At 37.5% G+C, this 16,592-nt stretch carries 16 protein-coding genes; 8 read left to right on the top strand and 8 right to left on the bottom strand.

The features are described 5' to 3' along the window. The first annotated feature begins 53 nt into the window (after positions 1–53). Positions 54–530 carry a GNAT family N-acetyltransferase gene (locus V8G61_RS12205; protein ID WP_394876021.1) on the top strand — a complete coding sequence of 159 codons (477 nt, stop codon included), beginning with the start codon at positions 54–56 and terminating at the stop codon, positions 528–530. On the opposite strand, the gene V8G61_RS12200 is transcribed toward V8G61_RS12205, so the two are convergent. Beyond that, entirely contained in the window at positions 519–1,466 is a 948-nt protein-coding gene (locus V8G61_RS12200) for an NAD(P)H-dependent flavin oxidoreductase (RefSeq protein ID WP_394876019.1), read from the bottom strand. The two genes, V8G61_RS12205 and V8G61_RS12200, sit on opposite strands and share 12 nt — an antisense overlap. Positions 1,467–1,702: 236 nt before the next feature. Continuing rightward, entirely contained in the window at positions 1,703–2,428 is a 726-nt protein-coding gene (locus V8G61_RS12195; protein WP_394876018.1) for a bacteriorhodopsin-like, read from the bottom strand. Positions 2,429–2,532: 104 nt separating this feature from the next. Here V8G61_RS12195 and V8G61_RS12190 point away from each other — a divergent pair, with 104 nt between their 5' ends. Further along, positions 2,533–3,429, top strand: coding sequence for a Brp/Blh family beta-carotene 15,15'-dioxygenase (locus tag V8G61_RS12190; protein WP_394876017.1), 897 nt, complete (start codon positions 2,533–2,535; stop codon positions 3,427–3,429). 36 nt (positions 3,430–3,465) lie between these two features. Here the strand turns inward: V8G61_RS12190 and dnaK are convergent, their stop codons facing one another. The 3 genes from dnaK to V8G61_RS12175 all read right to left on the bottom strand — a co-directional run bounded on the left by dnaK (position 3,466) and on the right by V8G61_RS12175 (position 6,816). Then, entirely contained in the window at positions 3,466–5,382 is a 1,917-nt protein-coding gene (gene dnaK, locus V8G61_RS12185; RefSeq protein ID WP_394876016.1) for a molecular chaperone DnaK, read from the bottom strand. Positions 5,383–5,594: 212 nt separating this feature from the next. After that, a complete protein-coding gene (locus tag V8G61_RS12180) occupies positions 5,595–6,083 on the bottom strand; it encodes a nuclear transport factor 2 family protein (protein ID WP_394876015.1) in 489 nt (162 codons plus the stop codon). Further along, a complete protein-coding gene (locus V8G61_RS12175; RefSeq protein WP_394876014.1) occupies positions 6,070–6,816 on the bottom strand; it encodes an NUDIX domain-containing protein in 747 nt (248 codons plus the stop codon). Before V8G61_RS12175 ends, V8G61_RS12180 begins: the two co-directional genes overlap by 14 nt. Positions 6,817–6,953: 137 nt before the next feature. Between V8G61_RS12175 and V8G61_RS12170 the strand changes: the two genes are divergently transcribed. From V8G61_RS12170 to V8G61_RS12155, 4 genes are all read left to right on the top strand, one after another. Then, complete coding sequence (locus V8G61_RS12170; RefSeq protein ID WP_394876013.1) at positions 6,954–7,208, top strand: hypothetical protein; 255 nt, start codon at positions 6,954–6,956, stop codon at positions 7,206–7,208. A 110-nt stretch (positions 7,209–7,318) separates the two neighbouring features. Continuing rightward, positions 7,319–8,137 carry a 3-methyl-2-oxobutanoate hydroxymethyltransferase gene (gene panB, locus V8G61_RS12165; protein WP_394876012.1) on the top strand — a complete coding sequence of 273 codons (819 nt, stop codon included), beginning with the start codon at positions 7,319–7,321 and terminating at the stop codon, positions 8,135–8,137. A gap of 51 nt (positions 8,138–8,188) precedes the next feature. Then, entirely contained in the window at positions 8,189–8,887 is a 699-nt protein-coding gene (locus V8G61_RS12160) for an RluA family pseudouridine synthase (RefSeq protein WP_394876011.1), read from the top strand. A gap of 24 nt (positions 8,888–8,911) precedes the next feature. Further along, complete coding sequence (locus V8G61_RS12155; RefSeq protein WP_394876010.1) at positions 8,912–10,291, top strand: aldehyde dehydrogenase; 1,380 nt, start codon at positions 8,912–8,914, stop codon at positions 10,289–10,291. A 17-nt stretch (positions 10,292–10,308) separates the two neighbouring features. Here V8G61_RS12155 and V8G61_RS12150 read toward each other — a convergent pair whose 3' ends face one another. Continuing rightward, positions 10,309–10,767, bottom strand: a complete 459-nt coding sequence (locus V8G61_RS12150; protein ID WP_394876009.1) for an Lrp/AsnC family transcriptional regulator — start codon at positions 10,765–10,767, stop codon at positions 10,309–10,311. 159 nt (positions 10,768–10,926) lie between these two features. Between V8G61_RS12150 and V8G61_RS12145 the strand changes: the two genes are divergently transcribed. Together V8G61_RS12145 and nhaC are read left to right on the top strand one after the other, a co-directional pair. Further along, entirely contained in the window at positions 10,927–12,129 is a 1,203-nt protein-coding gene (locus V8G61_RS12145; RefSeq protein WP_394876008.1) for an aminotransferase class I/II-fold pyridoxal phosphate-dependent enzyme, read from the top strand. A gap of 126 nt (positions 12,130–12,255) precedes the next feature. Next, positions 12,256–13,722, top strand: a complete 1,467-nt coding sequence (nhaC, locus tag V8G61_RS12140) for a Na+/H+ antiporter NhaC (RefSeq protein WP_394876007.1) — start codon at positions 12,256–12,258, stop codon at positions 13,720–13,722. 20 nt (positions 13,723–13,742) lie between these two features. Here the strand turns inward: nhaC and V8G61_RS12135 are convergent, their stop codons facing one another. Continuing rightward, positions 13,743–14,219, bottom strand: coding sequence for an ankyrin repeat domain-containing protein (locus V8G61_RS12135; RefSeq protein ID WP_394876006.1), 477 nt, complete (start codon positions 14,217–14,219; stop codon positions 13,743–13,745). A 72-nt stretch (positions 14,220–14,291) separates the two neighbouring features. Beyond that, the gene (gene katG, locus V8G61_RS12130) at positions 14,292–16,502 is read right to left on the bottom strand and encodes a catalase/peroxidase HPI (protein ID WP_394876005.1); all 2,211 of its coding nucleotides are present in this window, start codon (positions 16,500–16,502) and stop codon (positions 14,292–14,294) included. Between the last annotated feature and the right edge of the window lie 90 nt (positions 16,503–16,592).

Here is a 16,592-nt window from a genome sequence, read left to right as displayed (position 1 = left end):
AAAAGTTTTTCACCGAATCAATTTACAGCATATTTAAAGCTATTTTTTAAATTATGAAAATTGAAATAATCTCATATAAACCCCAATTTGCTAAAGATTTTTACGAACTTAATATCGAATGGTTGAAGCACTTTTTTTATGTTGAACCTTATGATGAAGACATATTAAGTCAACCTGAAAAACATATTATTAATAAAGGAGGACATATCTTTTTCGCTTCGCGGAATGGTATGAATGTGGGTACCGTAGCTTTAATGCCTTTAAACGGAACTCCTTATTTTGAACTTACTAAAATGGCTGTATCTCCGAAATTTCGTGGTTTACAGATCGGACAAAAATTGATGCAGCATTGTATTGATTTTGCTTTATCGAACAATATGCCCAAACTCATAATATACTCCAATACCATCTTAGAGAATGCCATCCATATATACAAAAAGTATGGCTTTATAGAGATACCCGTTGAACCAGGAGTCGCGTATGAACGCTGTAATATTAAACTAGAATTGAACCTGAGTTCAAGTGGTTAGTTTTTTAACAATATCTTTTACGGGCAAAATAGCGTCGGTATATTCAATACTAGGGCCTGCAACCCAAACAGTTTTATAAGTAGCTTTGGTAGCTGCATTTTTTGTAGCATTCATTCCTATAGAAAAACGAATCATTTTTACCCACTTCTTTAAGCGTTTGTTCTTATTCAAAACAGATTCCAACCAGGTTTGTTTCGTTCCTATTTTTTGAACATACGGTGTATTGATCACCGTACAAGGCGTTCCGGAAATACGCTCCGTCATTACAATATCTTCAGCACCATAATCTACACAAGCTTGTTTGTATTCATCGGTCACCTGAGCTTCTTCAGAGGCTATAAACGGACTCCCAACTGAAACACCATCAGCACCATAACTTAGCATTCTCTCTACATCGGCCTTGCATCCCACGCCTCCGGCAGAGATGACAGGTATATTAATATTAGCTTTTAACTCTTTTATTAGAGTTTCCGGCGACATATTACCACGATGTCCTCCAGCCTGATTATTAACGGCTATTGCCGCATCAGCTCCAAGGCTTTCCACTTTTTTGGCAAATTTCAGATCCACCACATCACAAAACACCTTAATTCCTACTTCATGGGCTTTTTTTATGGTTTCCTCAGGACTCCCTAAAGAAGTAATAATGAAGTCACAGCCTTCCTCACAAAGAATTCGCAACTGCTCTTTATATTTAAGATTCGATTTATTCACAATCAAATTAAAGCCAAAAGCACCACCTTCAACTTTGGCCGCTTTCAATTCATGAACAGCAGCTTTTAATTCTTCGAGGCTTCGGTAATTTAAAGCTGGAATACACCCAGCAATACCACTTTGCATGGCTTCAATAACCATGGCGGTATTCGACACCAAAAACATAGGGGCCTGAATAATGGGGTATTTAATATGAAGTATGTCGTTTAGTTTAGCTGTCATGGCATTGCAATTTGAACAAATATACTAAATTAGTATGCATGCATAACAAATTATTTATACCCTTTCAATCCCTTTTCCCTAATTACACTCAATTTAACAGCAAAGCGTTTTAAACTATAGTTGAATTCTTCAAAAGCATCAACCTTTAAGATTCCTTGTGTCGAGAAGCCGTTTTATCCAAACAAAAAGCGCAGCTTTAATGCTGCGCTTTCTAATAATTAAAAGTTCAAATTTAATTAGGCTTTCTGACTTTTAACTGCCAGAGCATAAATAACTAATCCAAAGCCAATTTTGTTGATAGCATCAGCTATATTATAAGCGACGTCTACACTACCGGACCCCAGAATATTAGTGTACCAACCATCAGTACCTAGCATGTACCCTAACGGATAAATCGCCCAACCTACAAGCACGAACCAGCATAGTATTTTGTGATACTTCAAGATATCGCCTCCTGCTGCCTGAGCCAATTTCTTGGCGCTTCCAAGCCAAATTTCGTAAACGATATAAAAATAAGCTAATCCAGAGATAAAACCCCAAAGAGCCGCCTGACCCGGGTAAACTGCTTCTCCAAAATAACCGGTAACCAACATGATCAAGGAAAAAATAATCATTTTCCAAAGCAAGGTTTTCGTAGCACCTACAACTTTTAAGATCAAATAAAACTCAACACACATTAATGGCACCGTTAAAACCCAATCTACATATCTGAAGAATGTAGGTGATTCCATAAACGACGCCCAATAATCGCGCATGTAAAAGTAATGCACTGCAGCAATAAAGGTAATGAGTCCGGAAACCAATACTGAAGTACGCCATTTTTTATCAAACTGGCTTAGTGATAAAAAGAAAAAGGCTGATGCTGCCATCATGGCCATACAACCTACAAAAAAAGTAAATCCTACATAATCCGTAGGATCTAATTTGGTGGCAATTTCACTTGTTAAAAAGAGTGTTTTCATAGTTAATTATTTATTTTGTTTAACCAAAGATAATAAAAGTTAAACAAAAATATTATATTTATATGATTTTTTTTAACATAATTTTGTTATTCTAATATTTTATTATGACCAATTTTTATAATGTCGCAATTATTTTAAGTTTTATTGGCTTATGGATTAATGCCATACTTCCAGAAAATTTAGAAATTATACTCGGTTTTATTCTTATTTTTTCTTTTGGGATATTACACGGTTCTAACGACATTTTAATTCTGGATACGATTCAAAATAAAAGTAACACCAATCCATTTTCACAAATATTACTTACGTATATCATTGTTGTACTGAGCGCCGTAGTTATTTTTTATTTTCTTCCCTCGGTAGCAGTTATACTCTTTATTATTTTCAGTGGGTTTCACTTTGGAGAACAGCATTGGGAAAACCAAAATTTTAAAGCCTCAAAAAGCATACGCAATCTCTTATACCTTTTCTATGGCTTATTTGTATTGAATTTATTATTCATATGTCAGCCAAAAGAGGTCATTGCCGTTGTAGAAACAATCACTGGTAAAAACATAAGTGAAACCCTTATTCAATATACTTTTGCTATTAATTCAGTTTTATTTGGTTTTACAGTCCTCTATTTGGTTTTAAAAAAACCGGATCTAAAAAAACAATTACTTACTGAGGGCTTCTACCTGTTGTTGTTTGCTGTTATTTTTAAAGTAGGAACATTAATTTGGAGCTTTGCCATTTATTTTATCTTTTGGCATAGTATTCCTTCCCTAATTGAGCAAATTGATTTTATTTACGGCCGTGTAACAAAACAATCGATGTGGAATTATTGTAAAAAAGCCTTGCCATACTGGCTGATTTCTATTGTGGGAATGGCTATCATGATTTACATTTTTAAAGACTCCGGCCTATTCTATGCCTTGTTTTTCTCATTTATAGCAGCTGTTACTTTTCCCCATACGATCGTGATAAATAAATTGTTCAAAAACAAAAAAACGCAACCCTAAAAGAGTTGCGTTCTTGATTTATTATTAGATGTGTTCTTACTTCACTTCTTCGAAATCTACATCCTCAACATCACTTCCTTCACCTTGTCCATTCTGACTGGCATCAGGTCCTGCTTGTTGGCCATCGCCACCAGCACCTTGTTGCGCTTCGGCTTGAGCTTTGTACATTTCTTCAGAAGCTACTTTCCAGGCTTCATTAATTTTATCTAAAGCTGGTGTAATCACTTCTATATCTTTCGTTTCGTAAGCTTTCTTAAGCTCTTCTAAAGCATCCTGAATTGGTTTTTTCTTGTCATCAGACAATTTATCACCAAACTCTTCCAGTTGTTTTTCTGTTTGGAAGATCATCGAATCCGCTTCATTTAATTTCTGAGCTTTTTCTGCCGCTTTTTTATCCGCCTCAGCGTTAGCTTCAGCATCAGCTTTCATTTTTTCGATTTCTTCTTCGGTTAATCCTGAAGAAGCTTCAATACGAATGTCTTGAGATTTTCCAGTCGCTTTATCGGTAGCCGATACTTTAATAATACCGTTGGCATCAATATCAAAGGTTACTTCAATTTGAGGTATACCACGTTTTGCTGGTGGAATACCATCTAAGTGGAAACGACCAATGGTCTTGTTATCAGCAGCCATCGCACGCTCACCTTGTAACACATGGATCTCAACAGAAGGCTGATTATCAGCTGCAGTCGAAAATACCTGTGATTTTTTTGTTGGGATGGTCGTGTTGGCCTCGATCAACTTGGTAAATACATTACCCATAGTCTCAATACCTAATGATAATGGCGTTACATCAAGAAGCAATACATCTTTCACATCTCCTGTTAATACACCACCTTGAATAGCAGCTCCTAAGGCTACAACTTCATCAGGATTTACACCTTTACTTGGTGCTTTTCCGAAAAATTTCTCAACGGCAGCTTGCACGGCAGGAATACGTGTAGATCCACCAACCAAAATAATTTGGTCAATATCACTTTTACTTATACCTGCAGCTTTAATCGCTTTTTCACATGGTGCAATGGTACGTTTTACTAAATCGTCAATTAATTGCTCGAATTTTGAACGGGTTAATGTACGCACCAAGTGTTTTGGTCCACTCGCAGTTGCCGTAATATAAGGTAAGTTGATCTCTGTTTGAGTCGAAGATGATAACTCGATCTTAGCCTTCTCAGCCGCTTCTTTTAAACGTTGCAAAGACATAGGGTCTTTACGTAAGTCAATAGACTCCTCTTTGTTAAATTCATCGGCTAACCATCTGATGATCTTTTCATCTACATCATCACCACCAAGGTGTGTATCACCATCTGTTGATAATACTTCAAAAACGCCATCTCCTAACTCTAGTATAGATACGTCATGGGTACCACCACCAAAGTCAAAAACCACGATTTTATGATCTTCGCCTTTTTTATCTAATCCATAAGCCAGTGCCGCAGCGGTTGGCTCATTTATAATACGTTCTACTTTCAAACCTGCAATCTCACCGGCTTCCTTGGTTGCCTGACGTTGTGAGTCATTAAAATAAGCAGGTACAGTAATTACAGCACGTGTTACATCTTGTCCCAAATAATCTTCAGCCGTTTTCTTCATTTTTTGAAGAATCATTGCCGATAATTCTTGCGGCGTGTATTTACGTCCTTCAATCTCAACTCTAGGCGTGTCATTATCTCCTTTTACCACTTTGTAAGGTACGCGTTCTGCCTCTTTTTGCGATTCAGAATATTTGTTACCCATAAAACGCTTAATCGAATAAATCGTGTTATGAGGATTGGTTACTGCTTGTCGTTTTGCAGGATCACCAACTTTAATCTCGCCACCTTCAACAAAGGCGATAACCGATGGCGTTGTACGTTTACCTTCAGCATTCGGGATTACAACAGGCTCATTACCTTCCATCACAGAAACGCAAGAGTTGGTTGTTCCTAAATCAATTCCAATAATTTTACTCATAATATATACTTTAATTGTGTTGCTTGTTCGTTTTAACTGTCACCCTATATTAGTCAATCATTATGCCAACAAAAAAAATGCTGACACAGTGTCAGCAATTCATATATAAGTTATTAATTTCTTGGGCGTTACCCCTCCTCCGTCACGGTCGTGCTTTCGCTAGTCGCACTTTTCAAGGTGCTCCAACAGACCGCTCAATCACTAACGCAGTCCTATTCAGCTGCACTGCAACCTGTCTTGCGTCTCGTATCTATAAGATAAATAATTTTCCAACCAGTTTCCGATTTCATCAACTGAAACGAATTCACACCACAATGACTAAAAGCATCATTGAACCAAAATTCATAAGGCGTCCAGGCATTCGCCATTAATCCATCTATTTTAATGTCGTAATCCAGCAGGCGTTCATCCCATTTCTGGTCCTCCGGACGATTAGCAATAGCGTCTAATAATCCGTTTAGGCCTTCATCTCGCAACAAAGTTTGCCCTTCTTTAGTTTTAACAATCGTTTGTAATACCGCTTTTTTATACATTACCGAAGCCACAATACTGGTATCACCCTTATGAAAGCCATCAAAAAAAGTGTCAATAGTTCTTTTAACTACTACTTCTTCCCCAGTTTGTGCATTCATATAAACTGAAAACAATAAAAATAACATACAACTTACTCTAACCATAATATATACTTTACCAAACCTCATTTAATCCATTTTTTAATGCGGTATTGTAGCGTTCCAAATCAAACGAATACAGGTCCGGAGCCTTGTGAGCACCACCCTTTCGGGTTTCGTCCAACTTTACTAAAATATCATAACGCAATATTTTTCTGTAAAAATTACCGCGGTTCAATTTTTTATTTAAAATAATCTCATATAATCTCTGCAATTCAGGCATGGTAAATTTATCAGGTAATAAATTGTACCCAATAGGTTTGTGTACCAATTGCTTGCGCAGTGTTCTTTGTGCCTGTTCCAAAATAAACTGGTGGTCCATCATTAATTCAGGAATGGTATCAATACAGCGCCAAACACAATCCGTCGATAATTCATCTACCACAGGTTGAACCTTAGAATAATCAACTAAGGCATAAAACCCCACTGAGATAAACCGTTGTTTAAAAAAAGACCCCTCTGGTAAATGATCAAAAAAAGCTTCCGATCGATTTGTTTCACCAAACACCCGGAACTGTTGTAAATAAACATCTTTAGCTCCCGTTCTTGCTTCTAGTATGCGGCCGGCTGCAGTTTTTAAATCCTCTTCTTTTAAAACATAACCACCGGGTAAGCCCCATAATTCAGTCTCTTTCATTTTCAATATTAAAACTTTTAAAGACCCCTCATGAAAGCCAAAAACCACACAATCAATTGAGATATGCGGTAGATAAATTTCCCAGGCTTCAATAGAATTTTTTTCTAATAATTCTTTAAAAGTCATAATATATTATAATTCGCTAATGTAAGCATTTGATTTTAACTAAAACACTGTTAACGACTTACATGTTTCTTTTGGTAAATATATAATAATTTACTATCATTGCTTCAATTTGAAGCATTATTGTAAAAGCAGTTCGTATGATTTCTAATTCTCCTTATTTGATTAATAGCAAATCAATATTAATCAGCGGACTGCTTTGCTTAACCTTGGCTTCATTTAATATTAATAAAAATACCTGGGTAGCTGAAAAGGGAAGCCATACCATTTTAATAGGTTCCTCTTCTTTAGATATTCAAAAACAAATAGTATTCTCTCAAAATAATGTGTTGATAGCAGAAAAAACTCATGCGGAATGGGCCCTAAATGTACCATTTACCGATTTGAAGATTTAATTTTTTCAAAAAGTTTTTTCGAAGTATGGGTCCAAAGAAATTTGGACCCATTTTTTATTTCATACCGATTTGTTTCAGTATTTTTACAGACCATTTAAACAAAGAATCGCATGTCTGTCGCAAAAAAAGAGTACAAACGCATTACGGTAAAAACCCTAGTGGATATGAAAGCTAAAGGTGAAAAAATATCCATGCTTACCGCCTACGATTACACGATGGCTAAAATTGTTGATGGCGCGGGTATTGATGTTATACTTGTTGGCGATTCTGCGAGTAATGTCATGGCAGGTCATGAAACCACTTTACCCATTACCTTAGATCAAATGATCTACCATGCATCCTCTGTAATTCGCGCTATTGAACGTTGTTTGGTAGTTGTAGATCTCCCCTTCGGAAGCTATCAAAGTGATCCTAAAGAAGCGCTTCGATCTGCCATTCGTATTATGAAGGAAAGTGGTGCCCATTCCGTAAAGATGGAGGGTGGAAAAGAGATTAAAGAATCTATAAAGCGTATTTTAAATGCCGGTATTCCTGTGATGGGGCATTTAGGTTTAACGCCACAATCCATTTATAAATTTGGCACCTACACCGTACGTGCAAAAGAAGAAGAGGAAGCGAATCGTCTTATTGAGGACGCCCGTATGTTAGAGCGTATTGGCTGTTTCGCAATTGTTCTGGAAAAGATTCCATCTAAATTGGCCAAACAGGTGGCTGAGAGTGTTTCCATCCCCATTATTGGTATCGGGGCTGGTCCGGATGTTGATGGCCAGGTTCTTGTGCTACACGATATGTTAGGTATGACTCACGAATTCAACCCGCGTTTTTTACGTCGATACATGAACTTATATGAGGATATGACCAAGGCTATTTCTCAATATGTAGAAGACGTTAAAACTGTTGATTTTCCAAATAAGAACGAAAAATATTAAGCACAATTTGTGTAGGAACATCCGTGTTTGCACTTTTCATTCTAAAATTATATGTCTAAAACCATTTCCAATTCATCCAACCTCCAGATTCTTTATGAGGATAATCATATGATCGTGGTGAATAAACGGGCCGGTGATATTGTCCAAGGTGATAAAACCGGAGATATGCCATTGAATGACATTGTAAAAGCCTATATCAAAAAAGAATACCACAAGCCTGGAAATGTTTATTTAGGTACGGTTCACCGCTTAGATCGCCCAACCACAGGTTTGGTTATTTTCGCAAAAACGAGTAAAGCCTTAACGCGCTTGAATAAACTATTTGCGCAAAAAGATGTTGCCAAAACCTATTGGGCTCTTGTGAAGAATCCGCCACCAAAAGGTGAAGATCGCCTTGTGCATTGGCTTAAAAAGAATCCGAAAAACAACAAATCCTATACATATCCTCAGGAAATCACAGGTAGCAAAAAAGCAATTTTGAGCTATAAGGTTATAAGAACACTTGGTAATTATTACCTGTTAGAAATTAATTTAGAAACAGGCAGGCATCATCAAATTCGTTGTCAATTAGCAGCTATTGGATGTCCTATTAAGGGTGATCTGAAATATGGTTTCGACAGAAGTAATACCGACGCCAGTATTCATTTGCATGCTCGAAGTATTCGCTTGGAACATCCGGTTCAAAAGGAAGAATTGTTCATAACATCACCCGTTCCAAAAGACCCGCTCTGGGAGGCTTGTTCTGAATAATTATTCGTACATTTCAAGAAAAACGTGCAATACATCAATACTTTATTTTCGAAGCAACGCGACTTCTATAAAAGTCATCAAACCCGAAATATCAAAGGGCGTTTAATCTTATTGAAAAAGCTTAAAGCTGAAGTTATTTCCAATGAGACCGCTATATTGGAAGCGCTAAAAAAAGATTTTAAAAAATCGGCTTTTGAGGGCTATCTGAGTGAGGTTGGTTTAGTTCTATCAGAGCTTGATTTAACGATTAAAAAACTGAAGTCTTGGGCAAAAAAGGAGCGTGTAAAAAGCGCACTCCTCACCTTCCCTTCCAAAGATTATATTTATAAAGAACCTTATGGCAACGTGCTGGTTATAGCGCCTTGGAACTATCCTTTTTTATTGGCCTTGGAACCTGTAATTATGGCCATTGCCGCCGGAAATACGGTGGTATTAAAGCCTAGCGAATTAACAACGAACACGGCCGCCATTTTAACGAAGATTATAAAAAAAGTTTTTCCGGGAGAAGTCGCCACAACAGTTGAGGGTGGCGTTGAAGTGGCTACGGCACTTTTAGAAAAACCCTGGGATTATATATTCTTTACGGGCAGTACGCAGGTTGGAAAAATCGTTGCAGAAGCAGCCGCCAAACACCTCACACCAACAACGCTGGAACTTGGAGGTAAATCACCCTGTATTGTTGATGAAACGGCCGATTTAAAACTGGTAGCGCGCCGCTTAGTGTGGGGTAAATTTTTTAATGGTGGGCAAACTTGTATTGCCGGAGATTATGTTTTAGTAAAAGCGCCCCGAAAAGAAGCATTAATTCAGGCGCTTAGCAAAGAAATTGAAAAACGCTATACCAAAAACCCAAAAAGTTCAGAAGATTTTCCACGAATCGTGAATAATGATCATTTGAACAGGTTAATAAATTTATTAGAAAATCAAACGGTTGTCTTTGGTGGAGATTTTGATGAATCCGACAATTACTTAGCACCCACCATTGTTGACGAACCCGATATGAATACGCCATTAATGAAGGAGGAGATTTTTGGTCCAATTTTACCCATTCTAAGCTATAGCACAGAAGAGGACATCCGAAAAACTATTGCCGAATCAAGTCGACCGTTATCATTCTATATCTTTTCTAAAAACAAGACATTCGTAGATAACTTATTGAATACCATTAACTTTGGTGGTGGTGTAGTAAATGACCTTCTGGTGCAATTTGGAAACCCCAGACTGCCTTTCGGTGGTATCGGCACGAGTGGCATGGGAAGTTATCACGGAAAATTTGGATTTGATACTTTTTCACATCATAAGGCCGTAATGATACGTAGTACCTGGTTTGACCCCTCATTCAGATATCCTCCGTATAAAGGAAAATTAAAATTATTGAAAAAGTTTTTAAAGTATTTCAGTTAAAAAACCTTGGCAATATTTTAAAAGCTGATTGCCGTGGTATGCTTAACATCGCTGATAACAAACATACTGTGTGTACTACTAATGTGATTAATATTGGTTAATTTCTTTACCATAAACTCACGAAAAGCGGCCATATCCTCAACCAAGACTTTTAGCAAATAATCATAATCACCACTCAGGTGATAGCACTCTAAAACCTCGTTGAGATTAGCTACTTCACGTTCAAATTTAACCACATAATCATGACTATGTTGTAACAATTTAATATGGCAAAAAACCACAAAAGGTTTTCCTATTTTATCTTTGTTGATCAGGGCAACATACTTTTCAATAAAGCCTTCTTTTTCCAGTTTTTTTATCCGTTCAAATACAGCTGTTACGGAAAGATCAAGTTTATTGGCAAGTTCCTTATTCGTTCGCTTACTGTCTTCTTGCAAATAATTAAGTAACTTCCTGTCTGTAGCATCAAAAATCATATTCGAATAATTTTCATAAAGATAACTTTTTTATCATCAATTAATTAAAATTATTCATCATATTATAATTACTGTAGTTTTATTTTCCTGATTTAATTAATTCACTTGATTTTTATTCTTAATTATCAGACATTTGAGTAAAACCAGAAGCCTAAAACTATGTCTTTTAAACCTGCAAATAACATTCAAGATTTACAATATTTTGGAGAATTCGGGGGAGTGAATCCTTCCATTTCTGATTCTTCTACCTACACCTTCCTTTCCGCTAAAACCATGTTTGATACTTTCGAAGGTAATGCTGACGGTTGTTATCTGTACTCACGGCATTCTTCGCCTTCTAATTTATATTTAGGTGAAGCCCTTGCTGCTATGGAAGGCACTGAAACGGCTAATGTATCATCATCAGGAATGGGCGCCATTACGACCACCTTGATGCAATTATGTTGCGCTGGCGATCATATAATCTCCAGTAGAACGATTTATGGCGGAACCTATGCTTTTTTGAAAAACTTTGGCCCCAGATTCAATATCGCAACCAGTTTTGTGAATATTACCGATTTAAAACAGGTAGAAGCATCGATAAAAAAGAACACCAAAGTAATCTTTTGTGAAACCGTTAGTAACCCCTTGCTGGAAGTAGCAGATATCGAAGGCTTATCTAGATTAGCTAAAAAGAATAACCTGAAACTTGTTGTAGACAACACTTTTTCTCCCCTATCTATTTCACCAAAGATGTTGGGAGCTGATGTCGTTATTCACAGTTTAACAAAATTCATTAATGGATCCAGCGATACCGTTGGCGGTGTTGTGTGTGGTACTCAGGATTTTATTGATGAATTGCGTAACGTGAATGATGGCGCGGCCATGCTCTTTGGGTCCACTATGGACAGCTTGCGTGCAGCTTCCATTTTAAAAAATCTAAGAACCTTGCACATACGCATTCAACAGCATAGTAAAAACGCCTTGTTCTTAGCTGAAAAGTTTGAAGCCGATGGCTTAAAAACAGTTTATCCGGGATTGAAATCTCATCCCTCTCACGAACGCTTTAAAGGAATGATGAATCCACAATACGGATTTGGCGGTATGCTCACCATAGATGTCGGGAATCTGGATAAAGCCAATGAGCTTATGGAGCTCATGCAGCACAAAAATCTGGGGTATTTGGCGGTAAGTTTAGGCTTTTATAAAACCTTGTTTAGTGCTCCCGGGAGTTCTACCTCGTCTGAAATCCCTGAAACCGAGCAAATAGAAATGGGTTTAACCGATGGATTGATACGTTTTTCCATAGGTTTGGATGCTGATATTGAACGTACTTATCAAATGATGCGTAACTGTATGGTGTCATTAAATATATTGAAATAAGACTAAAGTCTAAATATTTCATAATCAAAAAATTACAAATTTTAGCCGAAGCAATTGCTTCGGCTTTTTTATTTCGACTTGTCAAGTTTCTTTGAAAATCGTAACATTACACAACAAAAAAAGATTATGCCAAAAGACGATAACCTTTCAAAAATTAAAGTAGACGGTCAAAACATTATAGAAAATACAGAATTGAACCTGTGGGAAGCCCTACTCCCGGTTGTTCTTTTAATGTCTTTATTAGCTTACAACATTTTTTTTATTGAAGATCAGGAGTGGTTTGGCGCTTATACGAATCAAATCATTTTATTAACAGGAGGTCTCATTGCAGCGATTGTTGGGCTTTTCAACAAGGTTTCCATAAAAAATATGCTTGCAGAGATTTGGGAAAATCTAAAGAGTGTTTTTATACCTGTATTAATACTTTTTTTGGTTGGAGCCCTAGCAGGCACTTGGCTTGTTAGTGGTGTTATTCCTGCTATGGTTTACTATGGTTTACAAGTTTTAAGTCCGAGCATTTTTCTACCGGCTTGCGTGGTAATATGTGCTATTATTTCGATTGCGACAGGAAGCTCCTGGACCACTTCGGCCACCGTGGGCATCGCGCTAATTGGTATCGGTAGTGCTTTAGGTCTCGATACCGGGATGATTGCGGGTGCCGCAATATCAGGAGCTTACTTTGGTGATAAAATGTCACCCTTGAGTGACACGACCAATTTAGCGCCAGCTATAGCAGGAACGGATCTATTCACGCATATTCGTTACATGACAATTACTACCGTACCCACTATTTTGATCACCTTAGTGATATTTTCTATTTTAAGTGCTACTACAGAAACCTCCGGATCTGCCGACCTGAGTAATTTACTTAGCACAATAAATAGTACATTTCATATTACACCCTGGTTATTTGTAGTTCCGGCTGTAGTTATTGGGTTAATCCTAACAAAAACAAAACCATTAGTGGCGCTTAGTTCAGGTGTTATCTTAGCTGCTGTTTTCGCTTTTATTTTTCAGGGTGACGTATTAATTAGTTTAAGCGATTCTAAATTGAACGCTGTTGTTACCTCCGCTCTAACAGACACGAACATCACTACAGATAATGAAAAATTAAATGAGCTTTTTTCAGCCGGTGGAATGCAAGGCATGTTATGGACGATCTATTTAATTATTAGCGCTATGATATTTGGAGGTATTATGGATGGCATTGGTGCCTTATCAAAGATTACCAAGGTCTTACTATCCGTGGCGACAACGGTATTTGGTCTGTTTGCAAGTACGGTATTTAGCTGTTTAGGCCTAAATGCCATAGCATCCGATCAGTATTTGGCCATTGTTATACCCGGAAAAATGTTTAAAAAAGCTTTTGATGATAAAGGTCTGGCACCAGAGAACCTCAGTAGAACTTTAGAAGATTCTGGTACGGTAACCTCTGTACTTATTCCTTGGAATACTTGTGGCGCTTATCAATCGAGTGTTTTGGGAGTTGGAGTAGCCGATTATTTTGTTTACGCCTTTTTTAATTGGATCAGCCCTTTTACAACCTTACTTTTTGCTGCATTGAACATAAAGATTCAAACCTTGAAAAAATAATATGTAATATGAAGGTAGAATTAACCTTTTAAAAGGGCAATCAAGTTATTAAACCCTTTTTCTTTAGCATGGTCTAGAGCTATTTTTCCTTCATTATCCTTAATTGAGGAATCTGCGTTATGTTTCAGTAACAACTTCACAATATTTTCTTTGTTATAACTTGTAGCAAAGCTTAAGGCTGTTGTTCCATTATTATTTTTATTATTAATAGATGCACCATGCTCTAACAAATAATTAGCTATTGTCTCATTGCCTTTAAAAGCAACTCCTATTAACGCTGTATTCCCCGATGCATCTGTATCATCAATGTTCGCCTTGCATTGAATTAATGTTTTTACAATGGCCTCCTTATCAAAATAAGACGCGAAAATAAGGGGAGTAAAACCTCTGGAATCTTTGGAATTAACAACTTCCGGGTTCGATTTTAACACAGCCTCAACCGCCGCATTATTTCCGGACTGAATAGCCATAAATAAAGTGTCTTTTGGATTCATCATTTTTTCATTTTTAAAAAAATTGGGATAAGCATACACAACGCTTATCCCAACTTCATTATAATTCTATGGAATTTATTTTAAATCAAACCGATCTAAATTCATCACTTTGGTCCATGCGGCAATGAAATCATTTACGAATTTTTCTTCGCCGTCATCCGAAGCAAAGACTTCTGCCACAGCACGTAATTCTGTATTAGAACCAAAAATTAAGTCAGCACGGGTCGCTTTAAAAACAACCTCATTCGTAGCACGGTCACGTCCTTCAAAATAACGATCGTCTTCAGCAGTAGGATTCCATTTATATTTAAAATCTAACACATTCACAAAGAAATCATTTGTTAAACTACCAACGTTCTCTGTGAAAACTCCGTAATCAGAACCGTCATAATTAGTACCAATCACACGCAATCCACCAATTAATGCCGTCATTTCAGGAATAGAAAGCGACATTAGGTTTGCTCGATCAATCAAAAGGTCTTCCGCAGCAACCTGAAGGTTAGATTTAATATAATTTCTAAATCCATCAGCCAATGGCTCCAGATAACCAAACGATTCTAAATCAGTTTGCTCTTGTGAAGCATCACCTCGTCCCTGTGTAAACGGCACTGAAACATCATGACCTGCATTTTTAGCAGCTTGTTCAATACCAACAGATCCTCCAAGTACAATCAAGTCTGCGATAGATACATCACCACTAAAGTCTTTTTGAATAGCTTCGTAAACTTCTAGTACTTTAGCCAACTCCTCAGGGTTATTAACTTCCCAGCTACGTTGTGGCTCTAAGCGTAAGTGACCACCATTAGCTCCACCACGTTTATCAGAATCTCTATACGTAGAAGCAGAAGCCCAGGCTGTAGTGACTAATTGTGAAATGGACAATCCGGAAACACCAATCATTTTCTTAATGGTATCGATATCTTTATCGCTTAAAGTATAATCAACTTTAGGGATCGGATCTTGCCAGATCAATTCCTCACTTGGTACTTCAGGACCTAAATAACGATCGATCGGTCCCATATCACGGTGTGTTAATTTATACCATGCACGGGCAAAAGCATCTTCAAACGCTTTAAAATCATTATGGAATTTTTTAGAGATTTTTGAATATTCCGGATCCATTTTAAGAGCCATATCCGCAGTAGACATCATTAATGCTTGCTGTCCGTTAGGATCACCAGCTTTAGGAGCCATTTTCGCTTGCGACTCTTTTGTTGGTGTCCATTGGTAGGCTCCGGCAGGACTTTTTGTTAATTCCCACTCGTAATTCAATAAGACATCGAAATATTCACTGTCCCAACGTGTTGGATGCGGTGTCCAAGGGCCTTCCAAACCACTGGTAATAGCATCATCCAAAACACCGGAATTAAAGGAGTTCTTCCAACCTGTACTCATTTCTTCAATAGAAGCTCCATGTGGTTCAGGACCAACATACTTATCCGGATCGGCAGCACCATGTGTCTTTCCAAAGGTATGTCCTCCAGCCACCAAGGCTACAGTTTCTTCATCATTCATGGCCATACGACCAAATGTAATTCGTATATCATGCGCAGATTTTAAAGGATCAGGTTCTCCGTTTGGCCCTTCAGGGTTAACATAGATCAAGCCCATATGAACAGCACCTAAATGTCCTTCCAGCTCGCCGTCGCTTGTATCATAACGATCGTCATTATCCAACCATCCGGTCTCTGAACCCCAATAAATATCTTCTTCAGGCTGCCACACATCTTCACGACCACCGGCAAAACCAAAGGTTTTAAAGCCCATAGATTCCAAGGCACAGTTTCCAGCGAGTATCATAAGATCTGCCCAGGAAATCTTTTTGCCATATTTCTTTTTAACAGGCCATAATAAAAGACGTGCTTTATCTAGGTTTCCGTTATCCGGCCAACTGTTCAATGGTGCAAATCGTTGTGAACCTCCGTTGGCTCCACCCCTACCATCACCAACGCGATAAGTACCAGCACTGTGCCAAGCCATACGAATCATAAAAGGACCGTAGTGACCATAATCTGCAGGCCACCAATCTTTAGAATCGGTAAGGACATTAATTACATCCTTTTTAAGTTCTGCAAAATCGATACTATTGAAAGCTTCCGCATAGTTAAAATCATCCCCCATAGGATTTACGGGAGTTCCATGCTGTCGTAATATGTTTAACTTTAGTTCATTAGGCCACCAATCCCGGTTGCGTGTTCCACCACCGGCAGTCTTTTTTTGAGTGCCACTCAAAAAGGGACAATTTGCAGCATCACTGTCATTTAAATCGAATACATTATTCTTCATAGTTATTAATAAATTTTATAGAATTACCACGTAAAAATACTCATAAAAGGTACGCATTTTGAACGAAATTAATTTGAATAATCGATATTA

Source organism: Gaetbulibacter sp. M240, from assembly GCF_043876815.1.
Classification (GTDB): Bacteria; Bacteroidota; Bacteroidia; order Flavobacteriales; family Flavobacteriaceae; genus Gaetbulibacter_A.
This window is presented reverse-complemented; position numbering and strand designations above follow the sequence as displayed.

What these genes read in the sequence shown, in the direction of transcription:
- V8G61_RS12160 (WP_394876011.1), top strand. Translation starts at nt 8,189, where the DNA reads ATGTCTAAAACCATTTCCAATTCATCCAACCTCCAGATTCTTTATGAG.
- panB (WP_394876012.1), top strand. Translation starts at nt 7,319, where the DNA reads ATGTCTGTCGCAAAAAAAGAGTACAAACGCATTACGGTAAAAACCCTA.
- V8G61_RS12145 (WP_394876008.1), top strand. Translation starts at nt 10,927, where the DNA reads ATGTCTTTTAAACCTGCAAATAACATTCAAGATTTACAATATTTTGGA.
- V8G61_RS12175 (WP_394876014.1), bottom strand. Translation starts at nt 6,816, where the DNA reads ATGACTTTTAAAGAATTATTAGAAAAAAATTCTATTGAAGCCTGGGAA.
- V8G61_RS12190 (WP_394876017.1), top strand. Translation starts at nt 2,533, where the DNA reads ATGACCAATTTTTATAATGTCGCAATTATTTTAAGTTTTATTGGCTTA.
- V8G61_RS12150 (WP_394876009.1), bottom strand. Translation starts at nt 10,767, where the DNA reads ATGATTTTTGATGCTACAGACAGGAAGTTACTTAATTATTTGCAAGAA.
- V8G61_RS12200 (WP_394876019.1), bottom strand. Translation starts at nt 1,466, where the DNA reads ATGACAGCTAAACTAAACGACATACTTCATATTAAATACCCCATTATT.
- V8G61_RS12170 (WP_394876013.1), top strand. Translation starts at nt 6,954, where the DNA reads ATGATTTCTAATTCTCCTTATTTGATTAATAGCAAATCAATATTAATC.
- katG (WP_394876005.1), bottom strand. Translation starts at nt 16,502, where the DNA reads ATGAAGAATAATGTATTCGATTTAAATGACAGTGATGCTGCAAATTGT.
- nhaC (WP_394876007.1), top strand. Translation starts at nt 12,256, where the DNA reads ATGCCAAAAGACGATAACCTTTCAAAAATTAAAGTAGACGGTCAAAAC.
- V8G61_RS12135 (WP_394876006.1), bottom strand. Translation starts at nt 14,219, where the DNA reads ATGATGAATCCAAAAGACACTTTATTTATGGCTATTCAGTCCGGAAAT.
- V8G61_RS12195 (WP_394876018.1), bottom strand. Translation starts at nt 2,428, where the DNA reads ATGAAAACACTCTTTTTAACAAGTGAAATTGCCACCAAATTAGATCCT.
- V8G61_RS12180 (WP_394876015.1), bottom strand. Translation starts at nt 6,083, where the DNA reads ATGAGGTTTGGTAAAGTATATATTATGGTTAGAGTAAGTTGTATGTTA.
- V8G61_RS12205 (WP_394876021.1), top strand. Translation starts at nt 54, where the DNA reads ATGAAAATTGAAATAATCTCATATAAACCCCAATTTGCTAAAGATTTT.
- dnaK (WP_394876016.1), bottom strand. Translation starts at nt 5,382, where the DNA reads ATGAGTAAAATTATTGGAATTGATTTAGGAACAACCAACTCTTGCGTT.